The following is an 18,206-nucleotide window of genomic DNA, read 5'->3' on the forward strand; positions in this document are numbered from 1 at the left end:
TGCCAGCGATGGGGTCAGAACAAGCACCATCAAACCGTGGTGTGTTCTTCCATCGCCGCTTTGTAAATCGAGTTCTTTGGTTGAGCAAACAACCGCTCCAGCATCGGCTCGAAAAAGCTCAACGGCAGCGACTCATACGCCGGATCAAACGCTGCAGCGTCGTATTTGGCGCAGAATTCGGCGGTCGCCTGATACTGCGGATGTCCGCTGAATTGCTCGCGCAGATGCCGATCCATGCCCAGATGATGAAAAAAGTAATAGCCCTGGAAGATCCCGTGTTTCTCCACCATCCACAGATTCTCGGCACTGACGAACGGTTTTAGAATCGCCGCCGCAATGTCCGGATGGTTATAGGAACCGAGAGTGTCGCCAATGTCATGCAACAGGGCGCAGACCACGTATTCCTCGTCACGCCCGTCGCGAAAGGCGCGGGTAGCGGTTTGCAGCGAGTGGGTCAGGCGGTCGACCGGGAAACCGCCAAAGTCGCCTTCGAGCAGTTTCAGATGCGCCATGATCCGCGCCGGCAATTGTCTGGCGTAGGCACTGAAGTCCGCAGCAATGATTGCCCAGTCTTCCTGGGTGCCATCCTGCATATGGGTGAAGCGTGCATTGGCATTCATAGGCTGAACTCCTTCAAAACGCCACGCGACCGAGGATCATGTCGCGGTACATGACGAAATCGCCGAGCAGGCTGTACAGCGGATGCTGAAACGTCGCCGGTCGGTTCTTTTCAAAGAAGAAGTGACCGGCCCAGGCAAAGCTGTAACCGGCCAGCGGCAGGGCCCATAACAGCGGCCAGGCGCCTTTGGCGATGGCCATCGCCAGAACGAAAATTACCAGGGTCGTGCCAATGAAATGCAGGCGACGACAGGTGCTGTTGCCGTGTTCGCTGAGGTAATACGGATAGAACTCGGCGAAACTGTTGAAACGCTTGATGTTTTCCACGACCGCTTCTCTGTGGTTATTGTTCTGGCGACAAGTTGTTCTGCGGGTAGCTTATTTGAGTCTAGAGTGATCAGTGATGTGGGCCAGTGACAATCGGCGCCACTTTAGTATCCTTCGAAAATCAGGCCGCAAGCTGCGACCCACCTGTAAAAGAAAAACGCCATGAGCGAACGAACGACTTCTGCAAGCTGGGCGATGGGGATTGTCAAAGCACTGGAAATGGACGGCCTGGATTGCCGGGTGCTGTTCAAGCAATTGGGGCTCGATTATTCGGCTCTGGATGATCCGGATGCACGCTTCCCGCAAGATTCCATGACCCGACTTTGGCAACGGGCGGTCGAACTGTCCGGTAATCCGGCGATCGGCCTGAACATGGGCAAAGTGGTGCGCCCGGCGTCGTTTCATGTGGCCGGCTACGCGCTGATGTCGAGCAATACGCTAGCCGAAGGCTTTCGCCGCCTGGTGCGCTACCAGCGAATCATTGCCGAGAGTGCTGACCTGAGCTTTCGTCTGCTCGAAGAAGGCTACGCGCTGATCCTGACCGTGCACGGCGACCACCTGCCGCCGACCCGGCAAAGCGCCGAAGCGTCGCTGGCGTGTGCGTTGGGCCTGTGCGGCTGGCTGAGCGGACGCACCTTGCATCCGGTCAAAGTGCTGGTGCAGGCTGAGCAACCGGTCGATCTGGAGCCGTATAAACAGGCCTTTCACGCGCCGTTGGTGTTCAACGCACCCTATGACGCTTTGATTTTCGAACGCGCCGACATGGAAGCACCGCTGCCCACGGCCAACGAGGCGATGGCGCAGTTGCATGACCGGTTTGCCGGGGAATATCTGGCGCGTTTTTCCGAAAGCCGCGTGACCCACAAGGCGCGCCAGGTGCTGTGCCGCTTGCTGCCGCAAGGCGAGCCCAAACGCGATACCGTGGCGCAGACGCTGCATCTGTCACAGCGCACCTTGCAGCGCCGCTTGCAGGAGGAGGGGACGAGTTTTCAGCAGTTGCTTGATGACACTCGCCGCGAACTGGCCGAGCAGTATCTGGCGCAACCGAGCATGACCTTGCTCGAGATTGCCTACCTGTTGGGCTTCGCCGATCCGAGCAATTTCTTTCGTGCGTTTCGCCGCTGGTTCGACACCACGCCCGGCGATTACCGGACGCGGCTGTTGCAGGCGTCCAGTGCGCTCAATGACGCCAAAAGGCCGGAATACACAGCACAAACACCGTGATGATCTCCAGACGTCCGAGCAGCATGCCGAACGACAGGATCCACTTTGCCGCATCCGGCAGGGTGGCGAAATTGCCCGCCGGGCCAATGGTCTCTCCCAGCCCGGGACCGACACCCGAAACCGTACTGGCGGCGCCGGTCAGCGCGGTCATCCAGTCGACGCCCAGCAACGACAGCAGCAACGCGATCACGCAGATGGTGATGGCGAAGAAGAACGAAAAGGTCAGGATCGAACGGACAATTTCCTCGTCGAGGCGGTGTCCGTTGTATTTCTGCTTGATCACCGCGCGCGGGTGAATCAGTTGATTGAGGTTGGCCTTGAGCAGGATGTAGGCAACCTGGAACCGGAAGATCTTGATCCCGCCGGCCGTCGAGCCGGAACAGCCACCGACAAACCCCAGATAGAAAAACAGCATCAGCGAAAAGTTGCCCCACAGGCTGTAGTCGCCCAAGGCAAAACCGGTGGTGGTGACCACCGAAGTCACGTTCAGCGCCACATGCCGTAGCGCCTCGAGCCAGTGCAGTTTGGTGGTCCACCAGTACCAAGTGCCGAGTACCAGCCAAGTCACCAGCAACATCGCCAGCAAGCCCTGCACCTGTTGATCGCGGAGCAGCGCTTTGCGATTGCCGCGCAATGTCGCCACGTACAGGGTGAACGGCAGGCTGCCGAGAATCATGATGACAATCGCCACCCAGTGCACCGCCGGTTGTGTCCACTTCGCCAGGGACTGGTCGGAGGTCGAGAACCCGCCCGTGGAAATCGCCGACATCGCATGGTTGATCGCATCGAACGGGCTCATCCCGGCCCACCAGAACGCCAGGCTGCCGAGGATGGTGATGCCGACATACGCTGCCACGATCAGCCGCGCCACCATGTGCGAGCGCGGCATGACTTTCTCTGAACGATCCGAGGATTCGGTCTGGAACAGACGCATGCCACCGATGCGCAACAGCGGCAGAATCGCCACCGCCATGCCGATAAAACCGATGCCGCCGATCCAGTGCAGCAGCGAACGCCACATCAGAATGCCGGGGGACATGCTGTCCAGATGATTGAGCACCGTGGACCCGGTAGCGGTGATGCCGGACATGCTTTCGAAAAACGAGTCGGTGTAACTGATGTGCTGGGTCAACAGAAACGGCAGCGCGGCGAAAATGCACACCACCAGCCAGCTGCTGACGGTCAACAAGTACATGTCGCGCGGGCGCAGATGAATGTGTTCCGGCCGGCCGGGAATCACCAGCGCAAGACCTGCGACGAAGGTGATCATGCTGGCCCAGAGAAACGATGGCAGGTCGCTGGTGCGTTCGAAAATCACCAGGGTGGCCATCGGCACGACCATGGCCACAGCCAGGGTGATCAGGAAGATGCCGATGATGAAACCAATGATCCGTAAGGTCGGCAACGCCATGAAGTCCGCTCGGGCTGATGTGGGAAGGGCGCCATTCTACCCGCGGGGCCCGGCATGTAAACCGGCATCCCTGCGGAAGATACCGCTAGAATAGCTGCACATTTTTCTCTGGAGGTGGCCGATGCAGGCTCTCGACGCTTTGCTCAACCGTGTTTCCGTTCCACGTCTGGTCGAACCGGCCCCGACCGCTCAGCAGCGCGAAGCCCTGTTCGGCGCAGCCTTGCGCGCACCGGATCACGGGCACTTGCAGCCGTACCGCTTCCTCACCATCGAAGGCGCGGCGCGCGAGCAGATGGGCGAATTGCTGGCCGAAGCGGCGCAAATGCAGGAAGGCGAAGTCACCGAGGCGATGATCGACAAGGCCCGCAACGGCCCGCTGCGCGCCCCGCTGGTGGTAGTGGTCATCGCGAAATTGCAGGATCACGTCAAATATCCGAAGGCTGAGCAGTTGCTGGCTGCCGGCTGTGCGGCTCACGGGATTTTGCTGGCGGCGTATGCGCAGGGGATTGGCGCGGTGTGGCGCACCGGTGATCTGGCGTATTCGAAGCACGTGGCTCAGGGCCTGGGCTTGACGGACGACGAAGAAGTGATTGCGTTCCTTTACCTCGGCACGCCGCAGAAGGAACCGCGGGTGGCGGAGAAGGTTGATCTGGCACAGTTCGTCAGCGCGTGGCCGGGTAAAGCCTGAAGATCAAAAGCCCCTCACTGTAGAGACCGGTACATCCTTTACAAATTAGACCGGGGACATCGTTTACACCTTTACAGGCTTGCTACGCGTTTAGCGCCGTGTTCAAGCCTGCCTAAACAGTGGCTGCAAAGGTACAGCTCCCAAGCATCATCTGCCACTTCCTTCAACGCGATGTCCTCTCCAATCAAAGCCTCTCCGAGAAAAATCAGCTGTCCTTTCCATTTGATTTCACCATTTGACCGAACCTTGCGTACTTCAACATCAGAGCCGTATTCAAGGGCAGGCAAGTGACCGGGATAAGCACGTTCCGACGGGCTATAGACCGAAGCTGGCGGTTTCATGCCCAGCGCGGTGTGGGGTCGGTGGTGGTTGAAGTCTTGGATGAAATCCTGAAAAGCCAGCTGCTGGCGCACAAGGTTTTCCGCAGGTGGCACCGCTGCCTTTAGCGTTCGATGCATCCGTTCATGTCGACCATTTTGGTCGGGACGGCCAGGCGTAATCGTTTCGACATGGATTCCAAGCCTGATGAACCAAACTGATAACTTCGAAAGTCGCGCCAGTCCTGTCGAGGCAAAAGGAGCGCCATTGTCAGTGCGGATCACATCCGGCAGCCCATATTCTCGAAAAGCCCACTCGAAGCCTTCCCGCGTCGGCGCGCCATGCGTACTGGGCAAAGCTCGACAGACGAATAAAAAGCGGCTCATCTGATCGGTAATGGTAAGCGGGTAGCACCAGTTACCGTCCTGCATTTTGAACTGCCCTTTGTAATCAGCACACCAGGTCTGATTGGGCGCGTCGACCGGACGCAAATGCGTTGGCGCACGGGGACGTGGGGGATAAGGTCGTCGCGCCATGACCAAACCAGCTTTCTTCAACCACTCTCCGGCAGTACTCGCCGCCGGCCACTGGATATGCGGATCGGAAACGCGCAGGCGATCGATGATCTGTTTGGGCCCTCGATCGGGATGTTCGTTTTTCTTGGCAAACAACTTGGCAATGATTTCGTCGGAAGTTTGATGAGGGCAGTTCAGCGGCTTGCGCGACTGCTCTTTCAAACCATCAACGCCCAACGCTGCGTATCGGTCCAACCACTTGTCGATGGTAGGGCGGCTGACACCATACCGCCGGCTTAACTGGCTTTTGGTGTAGCTGCCGCTAAGCCAATCGCTGATTAACTTTACTCGTTGATCCATTGGGGACTCTTGTTTCCAGGGCATGGTCAGCACCTCCTGACCACGATTGATACCTGTAAACCATGTCCCCGGTCTCAAACGTAAAGGATGTATCCGGTTTTTACCTCACCCTAACCCTCTCCCAGAGGGAGAGGGGACTGATTGGGAGATGCTTTGGAGTTACACCGACCTGAGCGACCTTCGCTGAATCCAGAGTCGGGATACCGGACGTGTTGTTTCTGCGAGTCCATAATCGACCCGGTCTTTCACGTCGATGCATTACGCCAGACACCTCGGTCAGCTCCCTCTCCCAGAGGGAGAGGGAGCTGATTGGGGGATGCTTTGGAGTTACACCGACCTGAGCGACCTTCGCTGAATCCAGAGTCGGGAACCCGGACGTGTTGTTTCTGCGAGTCCATAATCGACCCGGTCTTTCACGTCGATGCATTACGCCAGACACCTCGGTCAGCTCCCTCTCCCAGAGGGAGAGGGGACTGATTGGGAGATGCTTTGGAGTTACACCGACCTGAGCGACCTTCGCTGGATCCAGAGTCGGGATGCCGGACGTGTTGTTTCTCCGAGTCCATAATCGACCCGGTCTTTCACGTCGATGCATTACGCCAGACACCTCGGTCAGCTCCCTCTCCCAGAGGGAGAGGGGACTGATTGGGGGATGCTTTGGAGTTACACCGACCTGAGCGACCTTCGCTGAATCCAGAGTCGGGGTACCGGACGTGTTGTTTCTGCGAGTCCATAATCGACCCGGTCTTTCACGTCGATGCATTACGCCAGACACCTCGGCAGCTCCCTCTCCCAGAGGGAGAGGGCTGGGGTGAGGGGCTTTTCAAGGCTGGACGATAACTCCCGGCACCAGCGGCAATTCCAGGCTCGCCACAAAGCCCCCCTGCGGATGATTGGCCAGCGTCAAACTCCCGCCATGCCGCTCTGCCGCGCGCTTGGCAATCGCCAGCCCCAAGCCATGGCCAGCAGCGGTTTGCCCCGGCGCCCGATAAAACGGCTCACCCAACTGGCTCAAATGCTCAGCCTGCACCCCCGGGCCATGATCGCGCACGCTGACGATGATTTTTTCGCCCTGCCGCGCGGCCTGCAGCTCGATCGGTAGATCCGGCGGATTGAAGCGCTGGGCATTGCGCAGCAGATTATCGACCGCCCGTTCGATCATCGTTGGCCAGCCTTTCAGATTGAGCTGCGGCTCGGCCTCCAGCCGTACGGTCTGCTCGGGCGAGCCCAGTTTCGCATCCTTTTGCAGCGCGGCGAGCAGCGCGTTCAGGTCGACGTTTTCCGCGCTGGCGTTGTCGGCATCCACGCGCGCCAGCACCAGAATTTCACTGATCAGTGCTTCGAGGCGATCGCACTCTCGGGTCAGTCGCGGCCAGAGTTTCTCGCGTTCTTCAGGATTGGCGCGTTCCGCCAGGGCCAGGGCAATGCGTAGCCGTGCCAGTGGCGAACGCAATTCATGGGACACGTCGCGCAGCAACTGACGCTGACTGCCAATCAGGCTTTGCAGACGCGCGCCCATGCGGTTGAAGTCGGTGGCAAGCACGCCGAATTCATCGCGACGGTTGGCCAGTTTCGCCAGGCTGTTCTGTTGATAGGTGGTCTGTCCCAGGTCATGCACCGCGCCGCGCAAACGGCTGAGCGGACGGGTGATGGAGAACGTCACCAGCAGACTGAACAGGGTCAGCACCACCAGTGCGATGCCCAACGCACTCAATGGCCAGAGCAGACTGTCGCGGTGCCAGGCGTCAAGTTCCGGGTGCGGGATGCGATAGATGAAGAGGTAGGTGTCACCGGTCTTGTCACTGGTGAATTCGTCGGTCAGACGCCGCCACGGCAGGCGCCGGTCATCATTGTTCTGTCGAGCTTCGAACGCGGCGGCGCGGCGCGGGAAGGTGCCGCGCACCACTGGATCGCCGCTCTCGTTGAGCACTTGAACGTCGATGTGATATTGGCGTTTGCGTTGTTCAAGGATGTCCTGCGCGGCTTCCTCGCCTTGGGCTTCATAGGTCTGCGTCCATTCGCCGGCCAGGGTATTGAGGCCCGGATGGCGACTGAGAATCCACGCGTCCTGATTGAGCATATGCCCGAGCAGAATCGACAGGCCCGCGACCAGAGCGATGGCCAGCCAGAAACTCGCGAGAATACGCCAGAACAGTGAACGCACAGAAAGCCCTCAAAACGATGCAAAACCCCCTGCAGGAGCTGCCGCAGGCTGCGATCTTTTGATTTTGCTTTCGAAAAACAAGATCAAAAGATCGCAGCCTGCGGCAGCTCCTACAGGGTTGCGATGAAAATAGACCCGACGGCGTTAACCGTCGGGTCCGGGTCAGAACATTATTGCGCTTTTTGCGGCTGCTGCGCTTTCCAGGCCTTGAATTCGGCCCATTCGGCGCGACGTTCGGCGCGTTTTTTCTGGATCTGGTCGAACTGCTTCTGTTGCTCGGGTTTCAGCAGTGCGCGGACATCGGACTCGGCCTTCTTGTGGTTGGCAGCGATCTCGTCCTTCATGGCTTTCTGGTCAGCCGGCGAGAGTTTTTCCAGGTATTTGTCGACCACCTGCTTACGCTCGTGCATCTGCTCGCCCATGATCTTGCGGATCTGCTCGCGCTGTTCGCGGGACAGGTCGAGCTGGCTGTACGGGCCTTTGCCGTGCATGCCGCCGTGCATCTGACCACCGTGACGCGGGCCGTCGAGCGGGCCACCCATCGGACCGCCATCTTGCGGCATCGCCATAGCGACGGTTGGCAGAGCGGCAGCGAACATCAGAGCGATAAGAGTCTTGCGCATGGTGTATCTCCTTGTCTCGTTCCCGGTACGTTCCGGATGAGTTCAGATTACGCAGATCAAGGTCAGCGGCGGTCAGCGCAGCGTAAAGCTTCGGTAAAGACCCTTCGGTCCCGCCCTTACACATATCCCTGTAGGAGCTGCGGAAGGCTGCGATCTTTTGATTTCGCTTTTAAAAAACAGATCAAAAGATCGCAGCCTTCGGCAGCTCCTACAGGATCTCGTGTGCGGCTCAGAGGCTGTAGTAATAGCCGCGGCTGCGCAGGGCGACGATGCGCGGACGGCCGTCGGGGTGGGAGCCGATCTTCTTGCGCAGGTTGCTGACGTGCATGTCGAGGCTGCGGTCGTACAGGGTCAACTTGCGGCCGAGGGCCAGTTGCGCCAGTTCCTGTTTGTCCAGCGGCTCGCCGGGCTGTTTGAGCAGGGCTTCCAGCAGGCGGCTTTCAGAAACAGTCAGGGTCAGTTCTTTTTCGTCGATGCTGACCACGCCGCGCACCGGGCTGAAACTCAAATCACCCAGTTCCAGCTGCGTCGACACGGCGGCGGGATGGCTGCGGCGCAACACCGCGCGCAGGCGTGCAGTCAGTTCGCGCGGGTCGCAAGGTTTGGCCAGATAGTCATCGGCGCCCAGTTCGAGGCCGAGGATACGGTCCAGCGGTTCGCCGCGCGCCGAGAGCATCAGCACCGGCAGATCGGCATGGTCGTTGCGCAATTGCTTGAGCAGTTCCAGACCGCTGCCATCGGGCAGCATCACGTCCAGCACCACCGCCGCCGGGGCGGTTTCGGCCAAGGCTTTGCGGGCGCTCTGGCCGTCGTGGCAGGCGCGCACCTGGAAGCCTTCCTGGCTCAACCAGCTACTCAGGAGTTCGCACAACTCCTGGTCATCATCAATCAGTAACAGCTCGCTCATGACTCACTCAATTTAGCCATTGCCGACGTTTTCGGCTTGCACCACTGGCAAAGATACCGCAGAGCAGCGCCAATAGCGCTACCCCGGCACCAGTGACGAACCACTGTTGCTGATCGGTCAACAAGCGCGGCAGCGGACTGGCCTGGGCTTCCTTGAGTTGCAGCTTGAGGCGCTGGTTCTCCTGGCGTAGCCGGGCGAGTTGGGCGCTTTCGCGCGTGTTGTCGGCATTCTGCAGTTGTTTGTTCAGTTCTTCCCGCTGCTGTTCACTGGCCTTGAGGCGCTGTTGCAGCTCGGTGATCTGGCTGCCGGCACTCAGTGACAATGGCGTAGAGCTGCCACCTTCGGTGGTTTCCTCACCATGGGCGGGGGCCATGATCGACAACGTGAGCAACATCAGACACAACGGACCCTTGCGCATCGCGACACCTGCTTCCAAATGGTTATTGGGCAGGTTGTCGGCAGGCAAACGAGAATAATGAGCGATTGAGAGCACGATGAACCGAGAAGGTTCATCGTGCGCAAGGACTTAAGGCAGGACTTGCTTGAACGGCTTGACGATCACGTTGGCGTAGACACCGGCGGCGATGTACGGATCGGCATCAGCCCAGGCCTGGGCGGCGCTCAGGGAGTCGAACTCGGCAACGATCAGGCTGCCGGTGAACCCCGCTGCGCCCGGATCATTGCTGTCGACAGCCGGGTGAGGGCCGGCCAATACGATGCGGCCTTCGGCCTTGAGCGCTTGCAGGCGTTCCAGATGGGCAGGGCGCGCGGCGAGGCGGGCTTCGAGCGAGTTGGCGACGTCGGTGGCAATGATGGCGTAGAGCATGTCAGTCCTCGGTTTTTGGTGTTGTGGTATCGGCGTCGTGCAGATGACGCGACAGGTAAATGCCCTGTGCGACCAGGAACAACACTGTCATGCCCAGACTGCCGAAAACCTTGAAGTCCACCCAGATGCTCTGGAAGGTGAAGGCAACGAACAGATTCGCCGCGCCGCAGAACAGGAAGAAGGCAATCCAGGCGATGTTCAGGCGCGTCCAGACCGGATCCGGCAGGGTCAGCGCGTGGCCCATGATGCGTTTGATCAGCAGGCGGTCACCGATGAAATGACTGCCGATGAAGGCGATCGCGAACAACCAGTTGACCACCGGCGCTTTCCATTTCAGGAAGGTCTCGCTGTGGAAAGCCAGCGTGAGGCTACCGAATACCAGACAGGCGATCAGGGTCAGCCATTGGCTTTTTTCCAGCTTGCGCTGTTTGATGAACAGCGCGCCGTACACCACCAGAGAACTGATGATCAGCATCGCCGTCGCACTGTAAATACCGCCTACAGTCACTTCATGGCCGGCGATGTCGACGACCCGTGGATCAAGTTTGTAAACGATGAAGAACAGCAGAAGCGGGATGAAATCGATGAATTGTTTCACAGTGAGAGCCAGAAGCTGGATGTGGCGGCATAATAACAAACATATGGGCGCGCGATAGCGCCAGCTGATTTGAGGTTACAACTCCCCGTGAATGTCGATTTGCACTGCCACAGCACGGCCTCCGATGGCGCCCTGGCGCCTGCGGTTCTGGTTGCGCGTGCGTTTGAAAACGGCGTGCGAGTCCTGGCGTTGACCGACCATGACACCCTCGAAGGCCTCGCCGAAGCGCGTACGGCTGCCCATGCGCTGGGTATGCAACTGGTCAACGGCGTCGAATTATCGTGCACCTGGGGCGGGGCGACCATTCATGTGCTCGGCTACGGTTTCGATGTCAATGCCGCGCCGTTGGTCGAGGCGATCGCGAAATTGCACGATGGCCGCTGGCTGCGGTCGGAAGAAATAAGCCGCAAGCTCGCCCTCAAGGGCATGCCCGGCGCCCTCGACGGCGCCAGGCAAGTCCAGCAGGAGCTGGGCGACAGCGGCAATGCACCGGCCCGTCCGCATTTCGCTGACTGGATGGTGCGCGAAGGGTTTGTAAAGGATCGCGCCGAGGCGTTTCGCAAATGGCTCGGCGCCGGCAAGCTGGGTGACGTCAAGTTGCACTGGCCGACCCTCGAAGACACCGTCGGCACCCTGCGCGCCGCTGGCGCCTGGGTCAGTCTGGCGCATCCGTGGCACTACGATTTCACCCGTAGCAAACGCCGCAAGCTGATTGCCGACTATATTCAAGCAGGCGGGCATGCAATCGAGGTGGTCAATGGCCATCAACCCGCAGAACAGGTCGGCAGCCTGGCGATTCTTGCCCGTGAGTTCGGTCTGCTGGTCAGCGCCGGCAGTGACTTCCATGGCCCTGGCGGCTGGTCTGAGATCGGCCAGTACCGGCCGGTTCCCGAGGACCTTCCACCCCTGTGGTGTCGGTTCAAACATGACACAGATATTGCCGCCGTCTGAACAGGTAGAGAACGTGAGTCAATTTTTCCAGATACATCCGGAAAACCCGCAAGCGCGCCTGATCAAACAGGCGGTCGAGATCATCCGCAAGGGCGGGGTGGTGGTTTATCCCACGGACTCTTCCTACGCTATCGGTTGCCAGATCGGCGACAAGACCGCGATCGAGCGTGTGCGTCGCCTGCGTCAGCTCGATGAAAAGCATAACTTCGCGCTGATCTGCAGCGATCTGTCGCAACTGGGCAATTACGCGAAGATCGACACTGGCACCTTTCGTATCCTCAAAGCGCACCTGCCGGGGCCTTACACCTTCATTCTCAACGCCACGCGCGAAGTGCCACGGCTGCTCCTGCATCCGAAAAAACGCACCATCGGTCTGCGCGTGCCGAGCCATCCGATTGCCTTGGCGCTGTTGGCCGAGCTGGGCGAGCCGCTGATGAGCGTGACGCTGATCATGCCCGGCGATGAAGATCCGCTGAGCGATCCGTACGAAATGCGTCAATTGCTCGAACATCAAGTGGACTTGATCATTGACGGCGGCTTCGGCGGGATCAAGGCGTCCACGGTGGTCGATCTGACCGGGGATGATCCCGAGGTCGTGCGCGTGGGTTGCGGCGATCCGACGCCATTCATGGTCGAGGCCTGAATGTCCGCAGTGGAACCCGTCGTCGATCCCCAGGCCGGCGCTCAGCAGGAGCTGCCGTTCGCCATGGTCTACGGCCAGGCAGTCCTGGAAATGCCGCTGGACCTGTACATTCCGCCGGATGCGCTGGAAGTCTTTCTTGAAGCCTTCGAAGGCCCGCTCGACCTGCTGCTCTACCTGATCCGCAAACAGAACATCAACATCCTCGACATCCCGGTGGCGGAAATCACCCGGCAGTACATGGGCTATGTCGAGTTGATGCAGTCGGTGCGCCTGGAACTGGCCGCCGAGTATCTGGTAATGGCGGCGATGCTCGCCGAGATCAAATCGCGCATGCTCCTGCCGCGCGCCGAAACCGTCGAAGACGAAGAAGACGACCCGCGCGCGGAACTGATCCGCCGTCTGCAGGAATACGAACGCTTCAAGGCTGCCGCCGAAGGTATCGACGGCTTGAGCCGGGTCGGCCGCGATGTGATTGTGCCCAAGCTCGACGCCCCGGAAGCGCGGGCGCGCAAGCTGCTGCCGGATGTCGCGCTGGAAGAAATCCTGATGTGCATGGCCGACGTGCTGCGCCGTGGCGACATGTTCGAAAGCCACCAGGTCAGCCGCGAGGCACTGTCCACCCGCGAGCGCATGAGCGATGTGCTGGAACGGCTCAAGGGCGGCGGTTTCGTGCCGTTTGTCGAGCTGTTCACCGCCGAAGAAGGTCGCCTCGGGGTCGTGGTGACCTTTATGGCGATCCTTGAACTGGTCAAGGAATCTTTGGTCGAGCTGGTGCAGAATGAGCCGTTCGCCGCGATCCACGTGCGAGCCCGAGCCGAATAACGAGTCCAAACATGAACCTGACTGAACCCCGCGAGCTGGCGCCCCTGCTTGAAGCCTTTCTGTTGGCCTCGGGAAAGCCGCAATCCCTTGATCGCCTTTTCGAATTGTTCGAAGAGGGCGAGCGCCCCGAGCCAGCGGTTTTCAAGAAAGCCCTGACGCTGCTGGGCAAGTCCTGCGAGGGCCGCGCCTTTGAACTCAAGGAAGTCTCGTCCGGCTATCGCTTGCAGATTCGCGAGAAGTTTTCACCGTGGGTTGGCCGGCTCTGGGAAGAACGTCCGCAGCGCTACTCCCGTGCCTTGCTGGAAACCATCGCGCTGATCGCCTATCGCCAGCCGATTACCCGCGGTGAAATCGAAGATGTGCGCGGCGTAGCGGTTAACAGCAACATTGTCAAAACCCTGCTGGAGCGCGAGTGGATCCGCGTCGTCGGTTACCGCGATGTGCCGGGCAAACCGGCAATGTTCGCCACCACCAAGGCGTTTCTCGACCACTTCAACCTGAAAAATCTCGAAGACCTGCCGCCGCTGGCAGAACTGCGCGAGATGGAAGCCGAGCCGGTGCTTGATTTCGACGACGCGCCGGTGCCGCAAAGTCTGCAGGATGCTGTGGACGCCAGCGCTGAACCCGACGAAGAGAAGGAAGAAACCAGTTTTCACACCTTGCTGCTGGAACTGGACAGCATGGAAGAGGGGATCAAGACCGACTTCGACGATTTGCTGCGCGATGCGGTGGATGGGGAAGCGCCGACGGCTGAGTCTGAAACCGAAACCGAAATCGCCGGGCCGCTTGTGGACGTTGAAGCGGTTATAGAAGTTGAACTTGAAGCCGAGCCCGAACCCGAACCGGAAGAAGACATTCTTGGCGTCGCCGAAGCCCGCGAAAAGCTGCTGGCCGCCGTCGCCGCCCTCGAGCAACCGGCGCCCGAACCTAAGCTAAGCGAAGAAGAAGCCGAGGCCCGCGCCCTGGCCGAAGCCATCGAAGCCGAACGGCGCGAGTTCGAAGACTGAGGGCCGCCGAAAAGATCGCAGCCTGCGGCAGCTCCTACAGGGGCCACATTCCAAGGTAGGAGCTGCCGAAGGCTGCGATCTTTTGATCTTCCAAAGGTAACCCAATGAGCTCGACAAAAGACCCGTGCATCAGCCTCTGCAAATTCTCCGACGACATCTGCCTCGGCTGTGGCCGCAGCAAGCGCGAGATCAAGGCCTGGAAAAAGCTCGACAAGGATGACAAACGCACGGTGCTGGCCGAAGCCGCGCTGCGCTTGATCAAACTCGGCGGTGCCGGTCGGCGGAAAAAGAAATAACCTTGTCGTGATCGACTAGTCTCTGATGCGCAAAGACGCACATCCGCGTATGATTCGCGACCCTTCGCCGATCCCTTCGGCCAAGTACCCAGATTCCAATGCTTCAGGCGCCCAATTCAGAGCGCTTGAACAGACCACACCGGGAGGTGCCCAGATGAGTGACATCAATCAGAAAGACGACCAGGAAATCGGCCCAGCAGGCGAAAAACTGCAGAAGGTTCTCGCCCGTATCGGCGTCGGTTCGCGCCGTGACGTGGAATCCTGGATCAGCCAACGCCGGATCAAGGTCAATGGTAAAGACGCCACCCTCGGCCTGCGCGTCGACATGCACGACGCCATCACCATCGATGGCAAGGTGATCAAGCGCGAAGAAGCCGCCGAAATGGTGCGCCGCGTGATCATGTACAACAAACCCGACGGCGAAATCTGCACCCGTGACGACCCGGAAGGCCGTCCGACCGTGTTCGACAAACTGCCGCGTCCGAAAGAAGGCCGCTGGATCAACATCGGTCGCCTCGACATCAATACCACCGGTCTGCTGATGTTCACCACCGACGGTGAACTGGCCAACCGTCTGATGCACCCGTCCTACGAGATGGACCGTGAGTACGCCGTGCGTGTGCGTGGTGAAGTCGATGACGAAATGATCGAGCGCCTGAAGGCCGGCGTCGTGCTGGAAGACGGCCCGGCCAAGTTCACCGACATCAAGCAGGCCCCGGGTGGCGAAGGCTTCAACCACTGGTATCACTGCGTGGTGATGGAAGGTCGTAACCGTGAGGTTCGTCGTCTGTGGGAATCCCAGGGTCTGGTGGTCAGCCGTCTGAAGCGCGTGCGTTTCGGTCCGGTGTTCCTCAACTCCGACCTGCCGATGGGTCGCTGGCGCGAAATGAGCCAGTATGAAGTCGACATTCTCAGTGCCGAAGTCGGCCTGACACCGGTCGCGATGCCGCAACTGAACGCCAAGAGCAAGGACAAGCTCGAGCGTATGCAGCGTAAATCGTCGCGTCCGATGGGCAAGACCGAGCGTGTGCGCACCCTGCGTCCCGCCGCTGGCGCACCGACCGCCCCACGTCCGAGCCGTGAGCCGCAGATCGAAGGCGAACGCCCGGCGCGCAAACCGGTGGCTCGTGACGGCGAGCGCGCTCCTCGTCCAGCCAATGGCCGTACTGAGCGTGGCGAACGTGGCGCTCCTGCCGGTCGCGGTACGCCGGTAGCGGATCGCCCGGCCGACACCACCAACAAGCGCCCGGCCAAACCAGCGCCGAAGCGTCCAGGGATCAAACTGGTTGACGGTGACAAGCCGTCGGGCAAGCGTCGCGGTGCACCGGCCGGTGCCGGTCAGCGTCCGGGTTTCGGCCGCAAGAAGCCGGAGTGAGGCAGCGGTGAGTTGTAAGCTGCAAGCTGCAAGCTAGAGCAGAAACGCCAACCTCAGGGTTGGCGTTTTTTTTTTGTCTGGCTGTCCGGCACGGCATCCACTCGCCCTGTAGGAGCTGACGAGTGAAACGAGGCTGCGATCTTTGCATCTCAAAAACAACATCAAAAGATCGCAGCCTCGTTTCACTCGTCAGCTCCTACAGGAGGCTAGTACGCATTTAGGAGACAAAGCTGCCGTCAATTTTATTATTTGAAAACAAAAAACTATCGGCGAATTTTCTTAGCACACTTGCTAGCGTCAATTTGCAGAGGTCCTACGGAAAATACTGATTTGGAAATAATGCGTTACGCGCCGTAAAGAAAAATTTACGAAAACCGCCTTGGAATCCCATGAATCGCCGGCATCAGCGAGCGCGTAAGGAAAACCTTCCGCGATCTTGATTCCCATAGCCCGCGAAAGGCTCTGGCCCGCTTGTTTCAAAGGTGATTGAAGGGTGAGATGCGTTCCACGCCTGTCGTGCAGGTGAATAACAAGAAGGAGGCGCAATGAACGCCGCGACTGATTTCCACTTCTCTCCGTGGGACGGTTTTTTCCTCGTCCACGTCGATGGCCCGCAAAGGCCTGACTCAATTTTTGCAGCCGCTCGAGTCGCTCGGGGCGGCCCCGCGCAATCCCGGCAACCGACACGCTGATCCAGCGAGGTCTGGCAGCAGGGGGTTAGCGGTGTACAATGCGCCGCGTTTTAACTGTGACCCTCTGCGTAATCGCGAATCTCAAGGCTATCCGCCTTGTTCACTCCGTGACGCCACAAGCGTTTCGGGTTCGATTTCGTCACAGATAAAAACAAACAGGTGACGCATGACCGTTGTAAAAAAGCTGAACTCCTGGTGCCTGCGCTGGGGTTTGATCGGGGCTGCCTGAAATCGCAACCTTGCAGCAACGTCTACTGAACATCATCAAACCTTGCGTGAGACCTTTTTCATGAGTGGACAACCCTCGCATTCAGGCGAGCTGAAACGCGGCCTGAAAAATCGCCATATTCAACTGATCGCCCTCGGTGGCGCGATCGGTACCGGATTGTTCCTCGGTTCTGCCGGGGTGCTGAAATCCGCCGGTCCGTCGATGATCCTCGGCTACGCCATTTGCGGCTTCATCGCCTTCATGATCATGCGCCAACTCGGCGAAATGATCGTCGAAGAGCCGGTGGCCGGTTCCTTCAGCCATTTTGCGCATAAATACTGGGGCGGCTTTGCCGGTTTCCTGTCGGGCTGGAACTGCTGGATTCTGTACATTCTGGTGGGCATGTCGGAGCTGACGGCGGTCGGCAAGTACATTCACTATTGGGCGCCGGATATTCCGACCTGGGTATCGGCGGCGGCGTTCTTCGTGCTGATCAATGCGATCAATCTGGCCAATGTCAAAGTCTTCGGTGAAGCCGAGTTCTGGTTTGCAATCATCAAAGTCGTGGCGATTGTCGGCATGATCGCGCTGGGCAGCTACCTGCTGGTCAGCGGCCACGGCGGCCCGCAAGCCTCGGTGAGCAACCTGTGGTCGCACGGTGGTTTCTTCCCGAATGGCGTCAGCGGCCTGGTGATGGCCATGGCGATCATCATGTTCTCTTTCGGTGGTCTGGAAATGCTTGGCTTCACTGCAGCCGAAGCCGACAAGCCGAAGACCGTGATCCCGAAAGCGATCAATCAGGTGATCTACCGCATTCTGATCTTCTACATCGGCGCGCTGGTCATTCTGCTGTCGCTGACCCCATGGGACAGCCTGCTGCAAACCCTCAATGCGTCCGGCGATTCCTACAGTGGCAGCCCGTTCGTGCAAGTGTTCTCGATGCTCGGCAGCAACACCGCCGCGCACATCCTCAACTTTGTCGTACTGACTGCAGCGCTGTCGGTTTATAACAGCGGCACCTACTGCAACAGCCGCATGCTGCTGGGCATGGCCGAGCAGGGCGATGCGCCGAAAGGCCTGGCGAAGATCGACAAGCGCGGCGTGCCGGTACGTTCGATTCTGGCTTCGGCGGCAGTGACGCTGGTTGCGGTGCTGCTCAACTATTTGATCCCACAGCATGCGCTTGAACTGCTGATGTCGCTGGTAGTTGCGACGTTGGTGATCAACTGGGCGATGATCAGTTTCTCGCACTTCAAGTTCCGCCAGCACATGAACAAGACGCAGCAGACACCGCTGTTCAAGGCGCTGTGGTATCCGTACGGCAACTACGTTTGCCTGGCGTTTGTGGTGTTCATTCTTGGCGTGATGCTGTTGATTCCGGGCATTCAGATCTCGGTGTATGCGATCCCGGTATGGGTCGCATTCATGTGGATCTGCTACGTGATCAAGAACAAGCGCGATGCCCAACACGCGTTGCCTGCAACCGCGAAATAAACGCGCGAGCAGAAACGACAAACCCGGCCAGAGTGCCGGGTTTGTCGTTTCTGTGTAGGAGCTGCCGCAGGCTGCGATCTTTTGATCTTGCTTGTTAAAAGATCAAAAGATCGCAGCCTGCGGCAGCTCCTACAGGGCT

19 protein-coding genes are annotated in these 18,206 nt (G+C 59.3%); 9 read left to right on the plus strand and 10 right to left on the minus strand.

What is annotated here, in order from left to right; translation table 11 throughout:
* Positions 1 to 29: 29 nt before the first annotated feature.
* Both EL257_RS07380 and EL257_RS07385 read right to left on the minus strand, forming a co-directional pair.
* Entirely contained in the window at positions 30 to 620 is a 591-nt protein-coding gene (locus EL257_RS07380; protein WP_126361153.1) for an HD domain-containing protein, read from the minus strand.
* Positions 621 to 633: 13 nt separating this feature from the next.
* On the minus strand, positions 634 to 945 hold the full coding sequence (locus EL257_RS07385) for a DUF962 domain-containing protein (RefSeq protein WP_126361155.1): 312 nt from the start codon (positions 943 to 945) through the stop codon (positions 634 to 636).
* Positions 946 to 1,107: 162 nt separating this feature from the next.
* Between EL257_RS07385 and EL257_RS07390 the strand changes: the two genes are divergently transcribed.
* The gene (locus EL257_RS07390) at positions 1,108 to 2,169 is read left to right on the plus strand and encodes an AraC family transcriptional regulator (RefSeq protein WP_232013068.1); all 1,062 of its coding nucleotides are present in this window, start codon (positions 1,108 to 1,110) and stop codon (positions 2,167 to 2,169) included.
* Here EL257_RS07390 and EL257_RS07395 read toward each other — a convergent pair.
* Entirely contained in the window at positions 2,126 to 3,580 is a 1,455-nt protein-coding gene (locus EL257_RS07395) for a TrkH family potassium uptake protein (RefSeq protein ID WP_126361157.1), read from the minus strand. The genes EL257_RS07390 and EL257_RS07395 overlap by 44 nt on opposite strands.
* A 121-nt stretch (positions 3,581 to 3,701) precedes the next feature.
* Between EL257_RS07395 and EL257_RS07400 the strand changes: the two genes are divergently transcribed.
* Positions 3,702 to 4,268, plus strand: a complete 567-nt coding sequence (locus EL257_RS07400) for a nitroreductase family protein (protein ID WP_126361159.1) — start codon at positions 3,702 to 3,704, stop codon at positions 4,266 to 4,268.
* Between the two features lie 71 nt (positions 4,269 to 4,339).
* Here EL257_RS07400 and EL257_RS07405 read toward each other — a convergent pair whose 3' ends face one another.
* The 7 genes from EL257_RS07405 to EL257_RS07440 form a co-directional block, all read right to left on the minus strand.
* Positions 4,340 to 5,485 (minus strand): integrase core domain-containing protein, encoded by a 1,146-nt coding sequence (locus EL257_RS07405; protein ID WP_126361162.1) that lies wholly within the window; start codon positions 5,483 to 5,485, stop codon positions 4,340 to 4,342.
* Between the two features lie 799 nt (positions 5,486 to 6,284).
* Entirely contained in the window at positions 6,285 to 7,625 is a 1,341-nt protein-coding gene (locus EL257_RS07410; RefSeq protein ID WP_126361164.1) for a sensor histidine kinase, read from the minus strand.
* Positions 7,626 to 7,795: 170 nt separating this feature from the next.
* Positions 7,796 to 8,248: a Spy/CpxP family protein refolding chaperone gene (locus EL257_RS07420; RefSeq protein ID WP_126361166.1), complete on the minus strand. Its 453-nt coding sequence runs from the start codon at positions 8,246 to 8,248 to the stop codon at positions 7,796 to 7,798.
* 229 nt (positions 8,249 to 8,477) lie between these two features.
* On the minus strand, positions 8,478 to 9,155 hold the full coding sequence (locus tag EL257_RS07425) for a response regulator transcription factor (RefSeq protein ID WP_126361168.1): 678 nt from the start codon (positions 9,153 to 9,155) through the stop codon (positions 8,478 to 8,480).
* Between the two features lie 7 nt (positions 9,156 to 9,162).
* On the minus strand, positions 9,163 to 9,573 hold the full coding sequence (locus EL257_RS07430) for a translation initiation factor 2 (RefSeq protein ID WP_039761083.1): 411 nt from the start codon (positions 9,571 to 9,573) through the stop codon (positions 9,163 to 9,165).
* 108 nt (positions 9,574 to 9,681) lie between these two features.
* A complete protein-coding gene (locus EL257_RS07435) occupies positions 9,682 to 9,981 on the minus strand; it encodes a YciI family protein (RefSeq protein WP_126361170.1) in 300 nt (99 codons plus the stop codon).
* 1 nt (position 9,982) lies between these two features.
* Positions 9,983 to 10,579, minus strand: a complete 597-nt coding sequence (locus EL257_RS07440) for a septation protein A (protein ID WP_126361172.1) — start codon at positions 10,577 to 10,579, stop codon at positions 9,983 to 9,985.
* Positions 10,580 to 10,666: 87 nt separating this feature from the next.
* Between EL257_RS07440 and EL257_RS07445 the strand changes: the two genes are divergently transcribed.
* The 7 genes from EL257_RS07445 to EL257_RS07475 all read left to right on the plus strand — a co-directional run bounded on the left by EL257_RS07445 (position 10,667) and on the right by EL257_RS07475 (position 18,067).
* Positions 10,667 to 11,530, plus strand: coding sequence for a PHP domain-containing protein (locus tag EL257_RS07445; RefSeq protein ID WP_126361174.1), 864 nt, complete (start codon positions 10,667 to 10,669; stop codon positions 11,528 to 11,530).
* Between the two features lie 13 nt (positions 11,531 to 11,543).
* The gene (locus EL257_RS07450) at positions 11,544 to 12,173 is read left to right on the plus strand and encodes an L-threonylcarbamoyladenylate synthase (protein ID WP_126361175.1); all 630 of its coding nucleotides are present in this window, start codon (positions 11,544 to 11,546) and stop codon (positions 12,171 to 12,173) included.
* Between the two features lie 123 nt (positions 12,174 to 12,296).
* Positions 12,297 to 12,995, plus strand: a complete 699-nt coding sequence (locus EL257_RS07455; protein WP_172604541.1) for a segregation and condensation protein A — start codon at positions 12,297 to 12,299, stop codon at positions 12,993 to 12,995.
* 11 nt (positions 12,996 to 13,006) lie between these two features.
* Positions 13,007 to 14,002, plus strand: coding sequence for an SMC-Scp complex subunit ScpB (scpB, locus tag EL257_RS07460; RefSeq protein ID WP_126361179.1), 996 nt, complete (start codon positions 13,007 to 13,009; stop codon positions 14,000 to 14,002).
* 104 nt (positions 14,003 to 14,106) lie between these two features.
* The gene (locus tag EL257_RS07465; protein ID WP_016771121.1) at positions 14,107 to 14,298 is read left to right on the plus strand and encodes a DUF1289 domain-containing protein; all 192 of its coding nucleotides are present in this window, start codon (positions 14,107 to 14,109) and stop codon (positions 14,296 to 14,298) included.
* 154 nt (positions 14,299 to 14,452) lie between these two features.
* On the plus strand, positions 14,453 to 15,673 hold the full coding sequence (gene rluB, locus EL257_RS07470) for a 23S rRNA pseudouridine(2605) synthase RluB (protein ID WP_126361181.1): 1,221 nt from the start codon (positions 14,453 to 14,455) through the stop codon (positions 15,671 to 15,673).
* A 981-nt stretch (positions 15,674 to 16,654) separates the two neighbouring features.
* On the plus strand, positions 16,655 to 18,067 hold the full coding sequence (locus tag EL257_RS07475) for an amino acid permease (RefSeq protein ID WP_126361183.1): 1,413 nt from the start codon (positions 16,655 to 16,657) through the stop codon (positions 18,065 to 18,067).
* Positions 18,068 to 18,206 lie beyond the last annotated feature (139 nt).

The sequence above is a fragment of the Pseudomonas fluorescens genome (assembly GCF_900636825.1).
Classification (GTDB): domain Bacteria; phylum Pseudomonadota; class Gammaproteobacteria; order Pseudomonadales; family Pseudomonadaceae; genus Aquipseudomonas; species Aquipseudomonas fluorescens_BG.

Bases quoted from the DNA above. Each gene is read 5' to 3' on its own strand.
- EL257_RS07380 (WP_126361153.1), bottom strand. From the start codon at position 620: ATGAATGCCAATGCACGCTTCACCCATATGCAGGATGGCACCCAGGAA.
- EL257_RS07390 (WP_232013068.1), top strand. From the start codon at position 1,108: ATGAGCGAACGAACGACTTCTGCAAGCTGGGCGATGGGGATTGTCAAA.
- EL257_RS07395 (WP_126361157.1), bottom strand. From the start codon at position 3,580: ATGGCGTTGCCGACCTTACGGATCATTGGTTTCATCATCGGCATCTTC.
- EL257_RS07400 (WP_126361159.1), top strand. From the start codon at position 3,702: ATGCAGGCTCTCGACGCTTTGCTCAACCGTGTTTCCGTTCCACGTCTG.
- EL257_RS07405 (WP_126361162.1), bottom strand. From the start codon at position 5,485: ATGCCCTGGAAACAAGAGTCCCCAATGGATCAACGAGTAAAGTTAATC.
- EL257_RS07420 (WP_126361166.1), bottom strand. From the start codon at position 8,248: ATGCGCAAGACTCTTATCGCTCTGATGTTCGCTGCCGCTCTGCCAACC.
- EL257_RS07425 (WP_126361168.1), bottom strand. From the start codon at position 9,155: ATGAGCGAGCTGTTACTGATTGATGATGACCAGGAGTTGTGCGAACTC.
- EL257_RS07430 (WP_039761083.1), bottom strand. From the start codon at position 9,573: ATGCGCAAGGGTCCGTTGTGTCTGATGTTGCTCACGTTGTCGATCATG.
- EL257_RS07435 (WP_126361170.1), bottom strand. From the start codon at position 9,981: ATGCTCTACGCCATCATTGCCACCGACGTCGCCAACTCGCTCGAAGCC.
- scpB (WP_126361179.1), top strand. From the start codon at position 13,007: ATGAACCTGACTGAACCCCGCGAGCTGGCGCCCCTGCTTGAAGCCTTT.
- EL257_RS07465 (WP_016771121.1), top strand. From the start codon at position 14,107: ATGAGCTCGACAAAAGACCCGTGCATCAGCCTCTGCAAATTCTCCGAC.
- rluB (WP_126361181.1), top strand. From the start codon at position 14,453: ATGAGTGACATCAATCAGAAAGACGACCAGGAAATCGGCCCAGCAGGC.
- EL257_RS07475 (WP_126361183.1), top strand. From the start codon at position 16,655: ATGAGTGGACAACCCTCGCATTCAGGCGAGCTGAAACGCGGCCTGAAA.